This is a genomic window from Streptomyces sp. MS191 (genome assembly GCF_008042125.1).
Lineage (GTDB): Bacteria > Actinomycetota > Actinomycetes > Streptomycetales > Streptomycetaceae > Streptomyces.
In genome coordinates, this window is the sequence record NZ_RDBI01000084.1 from 1 (window position 1) to 6,641 (window position 6,641).

Consider the following 6,641-nt stretch of genomic DNA (forward strand, 5'->3'; position numbering starts at 1 on the left):
CCCCATTACCCGCGCCCAGGACACCCCCTAGGATCCGGAGCATGATCGCCGACCTGCAGTGCGTGGTGCTGGACTGTCCCGACCCCCGGAAGCTCGCCGAGTTCTACCGGGCGCTCCTCGGTGGTGCCGTCGACCGTCCGGACCGCCGGTGGGCCGTCGGCGAGGACTGGTCGACCCTGCACACGCCGTCCGGATTCGTCCTCGCCTTCCAGCGGGCGGCCGACCACCGCCCGCCGCGCTGGGGCGACCCCGCGGCGCCGCAGCAGCTCCATCCGGACTTCGGTGTGGCCGACCTCGACCGGGCCCACGACGAGGTGCTGGCCCTCGGGGCCGCCGTGCTGGACGAGGGTGCCGGCGGGCGCTCCTGGCGGGTCTACGCCGACCCCGCCGGGCACCCCTTCTGTCTGGTCCGCCACTGACCCCCGGGCACCGCGCCGGCCGCTGACGACCGCCGGCGGGGCGGCCCGCACGGCCCGGAAAATGCGCCGGACGGGCGAAGGTGCGAGAGTCGATCCATGTCGCGAAACCACGCGCCTCTCTTCACCCTGGACGGGACCGGGCAGGTGGTGCGCTGGAGCCTGGGCGCCGAGCGCCTGTTCGGCCGCCGGGACGAGGAGGCCGTCGGACGGAGCGTGCCCGAGCTGCTCTCCACGGGTCCCCCCGACGGCCGCTGGCTCGTCGGGCGCGTGCCGGGCGGCTCCGGCGAGCCGGAATGGGGTGTGTGGCGGGCCGGGGAGGACATGGGCGACCTGGACGAGGCCGTGCTCGACGCCGTCTTCGACCAGTCCGCCGTCGGGCTGCACGTCCTCGACCGCGACCTGCGCGCGGTCCGGGTGAATCCCGTGGCGGTCGGCATGCGCGGGGTCGCCCGAGAGGAGATCATCGGTCGGCCCGTCGTCGAGGTGTACGCCACCGAGGGCGTGACCGGCGTCGAGAGCATGCTGCGCGAGGTGCTGGAGACCGGCAGACCGGTCCGGAACGTACTGGTCCGCTTCCATCCGCGCCTCGATCCGCAGCACGAACACGTCTTCTCGACCGCCGTCCATCGCCTGGAGGACGGCTCCGGGCAGCCGCTCGGCGTGGTCGTGACGGCCGTGGACGTCACCGACCGCGAACGGGCCCAGGCCCGCCTGCGCCTGCTGCACGACGTCCACGAACGGATCGGCAGCAGCCTGGACGTCGAGCGCACGGCCCGGGAGCTCGTCGAGGTGACCGTGCCCGGCTTCGCCGACTCGGCCCTGGTGGCCCTGACGGACGCGGTCCTGCGGGGCCAGGCCCCCGACCTGGTCACCGAGGAGGGCGCACCGCTCCTGCGCTGCGCCGCCACCGGCGAAGCGGACGATTCCGCCCCGGTCACGGAGGTCGGCACCGTCCTGCTGCCCGGTCTCTTCGGCGACGAGCTCCCGAAGGCCCCGACACTGCTGCCCACCGGGGACCCGCACGGCGACGGTCCCGTCGGGCTCCGGCTGGTCGCCCCCCTCGCGGTGCGCGGGCAGATCTTCGGGGTCGTCGCCTTCGAGCGCCGGAGCACCCTCGAACCCTTCGGCCCCGACGACCTCGCCCTCGCCGACGGCATCGTGGCGCGTACCGCCACCTGCCTGGAGAACGCGCTGCGCTTCACCCGCGAGCACATCGTCATGACCGCTCTGCAGAGCTGGCCGCTGCGGCAGGAACGGACGACGCAGCGCGCGATCGAGGTGGCCCAGCGCCACCGCCCCAGCGGCCGGGGCGGCGGATCCTGGTTCGACGTCATCCCACTGCCCGGCGCCCGGGTCGCCCTCGTGGTGGGGCAGGTGCACCACGCCGGGCTCAGCGCGGTGGCCACCATGAGCCGGCTGCGGACCGCCGTCCACAGCCTCACCACGCTCGATCTGGACCCGCACGAACTCCTGGCCCGGCTGCACGCCACCACCCGCCGGCTGGCCGGGGAACAGGGCTCCGCACCCCGACCCGGCGAACCGACCGCGAGCTGCACGTTCGCGGTCTGGGACCCCGCCGAGGGGAGGCTGGACGTCGCCCGCGCGGGTACCTCGCTCTTCGCCGTGGTCCGGCCCGACGGCTCGGTGGACCCCGAGCCCGTGGCCGAAGGACCGCTCCTCGGCGCCGACGGGCCCCCGTTCGCGAGCGCCACCCACACGCTCCCCGCGGGCAGCACCCTGTGCCTCGCCTCCGCCGTGCGGGACGGCGAGGCGGGCCCGTCGACCGAGCAGCTGGTGGACGCCCTCCGCCATCCGGACCACGGCCCCGAGCAGATGGCGGACGCCGTCCAGCACCTGCTGGCACCCGACCGCGTCCTCCTCGTCGCCCGGACCCGGCTCCTGCCGCCGGACGAGCTCAGGGAGTGGGACGTACCCCCCGCCCCCTCGGCCGTGGCGCAGGCACGAGCCCGGGCGGCGGAACTCGTCGCGGACTGGGGCGTGCCCGTCGACCCCTTCGACGTGAAACTCGTGGTCAGCGAGCTCGTCACGAACGCCCTCCGGTACGGCGCCGCACCCATCACCCTGCGGCTCATCAGGAGCGACCGCGCGCTGATCTGCGAGGTCGTCGACAGCGCTCCGACCGCACCGCACCTGCGCCACGCCAAGGCCGTCGACGAGGGCGGCCGCGGACTCCACATCTGCGCCACCATGGCCGAGGGCTGGGGTGTGCGCTACGCCGACGACACCAAGACGGTCTGGGCCGAGGTCGCGCTGGCCCCCTAGGAGGCGTCCGGTGCATCGGGCCGGACCTCCGAGAGCCTCACCCGCCTCCGGTAATCTGACCCCTTCCCCCACGAGGAGTTGTGTCAGTGGAGTTCCGGCTGCTCGGAGCGGTGTCCGTCGTCACCGGCGCCGGTGAACCGGCCCTCGGCCCCGCCAAGCGCCGCAGCCTGCTGGCGGCCCTGCTGCTGCGGCCCAACCGCCCCGTCCCCGTCGAGCAGTTGACGGCAGCCCTCTGGCACCACGAGCCGCCGCCCCGGGCGCGCAGTGTCGTCCAGGGGCACGTGTCCCGCCTGCGGGCGCTGCTCGCCGACGCGCACGCGGAGACGTACGGCGTCGAACTGGCCACCCAGGGACCGGCGTACGTGCTGCGGATGCCGGAAACCCTCCTGGACGCCCACCGGTTCGAGGAGCTCGTCACCCTCGCCCGCGGGCAGCGCGTGGCCGCCGAAGGCGTCGCGATGTACAAGGAGGCACTGGCACTGTGGCAGGGCCCCGCGCTCACCGGCGCGTACCCGAGCCCGCCGCTCCAGGCCGCCGCCCACGCGCTGGAGGAACTGCGGCTGGCCACCGTCGAGTCGCTGGCCGCCGGGTACGCGAGCCTGGGGGAGCACGCCCGGGCCGCGGCCGTCCTGCGGGCCGAGGCCGACGCGCATCCCCTGCGCGAAACGCTGTCCGCCGCCCTGATGACGGCCCTGAGACGCGCGGGCCGGCGCTCCGAAGCGCTCGACTGGTTCCACCGCACCCGCCGGCTGCTCGCCGACGAACTGGGCGTCGACCCCGGCCGGGAACTCGCGGACGCCTATGCGTCCGCCCTCAGCGGAGAGGACGGCGAGGCGGACACCGTCCGGCCGCAGGGCCCGCCGTCCGTCCCGCTCACCGCGTACGAACCGGCCACCCCGCAACCCATGGCGCCGGCCGACCTGCTGCCGCGCCCGCCCCGCGGCTTCCACGGCCGTACCGCCGAACTCACCGCCCTGTCCCGCGCCGCCGCCGGCGAGGCGCCCGTCTGCCTCGTCACCGGCCCAGCCGGCGTGGGCAAGACGGCCCTCGCGGTGCACTGGGCCCACCGCAACCGGGCCGGCTTCCCGGACGGCCTGCTCCACGCGGACCTGCGCGGCTTCGGCGACACCGGCGAACCCACCCCGCTGGAGGTGCTGCGGGAGTTCCTCCCCGCACTCGGCGTCCCGCCCCGCCGGATCCCGGAGTCGGTGAACGGCGCGTCCGCCCTGTTCCGTTCCCTGGCCGCCGACCGCCGGCTCCTCGTCGTGCTGGACAACGCGCGCGGATCCGAGCAGGTCCGCGGCCTGCTGCCGGGCGGAGTCCGCTGCGTCACCGTCGTCACCAGCCGGTACCGGCTGCGCGGGCTGATCGCCTCGGACGCCGCCCGCCCGGTCCCCGTCGACGTGCTGGAACCGGCGGACGGCACGGCCCTGCTCCGGGCGGTCCTCGGAACGGAGCGCGTCACGGCCGAGGCGGTGGCCGCCCGGCGCATCGCCGAACTGTGCGGCGGTCTGCCCCTGGCGCTCCGGGTGGCGGCGGCCCGCCTCGCGGACCAGCCGGAGTGGTCCCTGAGCGCGATGGCCGACGAACTCTCCGACGAGTCGCGGCGGCTGAGCCTGCTCGACGTCGAGGACACCGGCGTCCGGGCGGCTCTGCGGCTGACCGTGCGCCGGCTTCCCGAGGACGCCGCCCACCACTTCGCGCACCTGGGCCGCCACCCCGGGACCCACGTCGACCGGTACACGACCGCCGCGCTGGCCGGCACCGCCCCGGACCAGGCCGACGCCGCGCTGGACCGGCTGGCCGCGGCCCACCTCGTCACCCGGACCGCGCCGGGGCGTTGGACTCTCCACGACCTCGTACGGCTCTACGCGCGCGGCCTGGAAGCCGGGGCCGACACGGTCGTCCGGGTCCTCGACCACACCGTGGCCACCGCGCTGGCGGCCGCCGGCGCGGCCGAACCGGCGGCCGAGTCCTGCTTCGCGCTCCCCGCGGACTTCCACGCCCCGCCGGCGATCCGGGAGTTCGCGGACCGCGCGCAGGCCATGGACTGGTACGCGGCCGAACGCGACGACCTGGTCCTGGCGGCCGAAGCCGCGCACGACGCCGGACTGCACGGCCGGACCTGGCGGATCGTCCTGGCGCTCTGGCCGCAGATCGTGTGGCGGGTCCGCGGCGGCTGGACCCCGCTGCTGGAGACGGCACTCGCGGCGACCCGGGCCGACGGCGACGTCCGCGCCGAGGCACGGGTCCTTGCCCTGCTCGGCTGGGTGCTCACCGAGGAGGGCCGCACGCGCGAGGCGCTCGCCCGTCTGGAAGCCGCCCCCGCGCTGGCCGCCCGGGCGGGCGATCCGCGCGGCCAGGCGACGGCGCTGGTCAATCTCTCCCTGGTCCAGGCGGAGCTGGGCAGCCTCGACGAGGCCGCGGAGCGCTGCGTGGCCGCCGCCCGGCTGGCCCGCACCGCGGACGACCGCCACACCGAGCGGCTCGCCCTGCACCATCTGGCGCGACACCGGCTGGCCGCCGGGGAATGGCAGGAGGCGTTCGACGCGGCGACCGCCGCCCTGGAACTGGAGGACCCGCGGGAGACACCGTCGGCGGCGCGCGTCCTGCTGTGCACGGCGGCCGGCGAGGCCCTGCTGGGCGGGGGCGACGAGGCCGAGGGCATCCGACGTCTGGAGCGCGCCGCCCTCGACGCGGAGTCCTCCGGCTTCGACGAGGGGGCGGTCGCGGCGCTGGGCGCCCTGCTGCGGGTCTCACCGGACGTGGGGCTCCGCGCCCGGTACGACATGGCGAAGCGCAGGCTGACGGCGCGGACCTGACCCGACGCTCCACGGGACGGCCGCACCGGACCGAACGTCGGCGAGGCCCCCGGGGCCGCGGCGCGTGCGCCCCGCCGCTCACACCGTACGGAGACGGATCCGCGGGACCCGCCTCCGTACGGAAGGGTGCGACGTCATCTCCCGTCGTTGCTCCCGCGGCTCTGGAGCCGTCGCGTCCAGCGGATCACCAGGCGCATGAGCCAGATCAGCGTCAGCACCCACACAGCCGTGAAGGCCCAGATCAGAGCGGGTTTCTCGGTGGCGATGCCGAGGACGAGCAGCGCCAGGGACACCACGCCGAGCACGGCCAGGACACGCCCCGACGGCCGTCTGCCCGCACCCCGGACGCGCTTCGCCGACCGGTGTCCGGTGTGGCCGGTGCCCGCCGTGTGCGGATCGGGGGCGAGATCGCCCCGGCGCAGATCCTCCTCCAGCTCGGCCAGGATGCGCCGCTCGCGCGGGGAGAGCCGTGGTCCGTCCATCGCCGACACCTCCTTCGGTCCGGCGGGACGCCCCGGCGGGCGGCCTCGGCCTTCTCGTACCGACCCCCGGTTCAAGCGTGCCTCACCGCGAGGCTCCGGTCCTCCCGAGAGCGGGTCGCGCACGTGCGGCCCTGAGGCCGGGACGCGTCCGCGGGTAGAATCCGGAGCGGAAACTCCCTGCTCCGGACGTCCACGAAACGGCGGAACGGAGGTCCTCTTGCCCGGCTCCCCGAGCCCGACGGGCCCGTCCGACCACGCGGACCACGCCGGCCGCACCGGATTCCCCGACGAGATCCGGCGGCTGCGGGCGCGGCTCGCACGCAGCCATCTCCTCGACCTCGCGACCGGCGTCCTCGCCGCGCAGCTGCGGCTGTCCCCGGCCGAGGCCGCCGAGCACCTGGACGCGCTCGCCGACGCGACCGGCCTCACCGCCGAGGACCTCGCGGTGAGGCACGCTTGAACCGGGGGTCGGTACGAGAAGGCCGAGGCCGCCCGCCGGGGCGTCCCGCCGGACCGAAGGAGGTGTCGGCGATGGACGGACCACGGCTCTCCCCGCGCGAGCGGCGCATCCTGGCCGAGCTGGAGGAGGATCTGCGCCGGGGCGATCTCGCCCCCGATCCGCACACGGCGGGCAC

General features: G+C 75.9%; 5 protein-coding genes. 4 read left to right on the top strand and 1 reads right to left on the bottom strand.

What is annotated here, in order from left to right; genetic code table 11:
• Positions 1-41: 41 nt before the first annotated feature.
• From EAO71_RS34995 to EAO71_RS35005, 3 genes are all read left to right on the top strand, one after another.
• Positions 42-419, top strand: a complete 378-nt coding sequence (locus tag EAO71_RS34995) for a VOC family protein (RefSeq protein ID WP_147981861.1) — start codon at positions 42-44, stop codon at positions 417-419.
• Positions 420-515: 96 nt separating this feature from the next.
• Positions 516-2,702 (top strand): PAS domain-containing protein, encoded by a 2,187-nt coding sequence (locus EAO71_RS35000; RefSeq protein WP_147981862.1) that lies wholly within the window; start codon positions 516-518, stop codon positions 2,700-2,702.
• Positions 2,703-2,788: 86 nt separating this feature from the next.
• The gene (locus tag EAO71_RS35005) at positions 2,789-5,524 is read left to right on the top strand and encodes an AfsR/SARP family transcriptional regulator (protein WP_147981864.1); all 2,736 of its coding nucleotides are present in this window, start codon (positions 2,789-2,791) and stop codon (positions 5,522-5,524) included.
• A gap of 134 nt (positions 5,525-5,658) precedes the next feature.
• Here EAO71_RS35005 and EAO71_RS35010 read toward each other — a convergent pair whose 3' ends face one another.
• Positions 5,659-6,006, bottom strand: coding sequence for a DUF3040 domain-containing protein (locus tag EAO71_RS35010; RefSeq protein ID WP_147981863.1), 348 nt, complete (start codon positions 6,004-6,006; stop codon positions 5,659-5,661).
• Positions 6,007-6,223: 217 nt separating this feature from the next.
• Here EAO71_RS35010 and EAO71_RS38025 point away from each other — a divergent pair, with 217 nt between their 5' ends.
• Positions 6,224-6,466 carry an ANTAR domain-containing protein gene (locus EAO71_RS38025; RefSeq protein ID WP_187282948.1) on the top strand — a complete coding sequence of 81 codons (243 nt, stop codon included), beginning with the start codon at positions 6,224-6,226 and terminating at the stop codon, positions 6,464-6,466.
• The last annotated feature ends 175 nt before the right edge of the window (positions 6,467-6,641 follow it).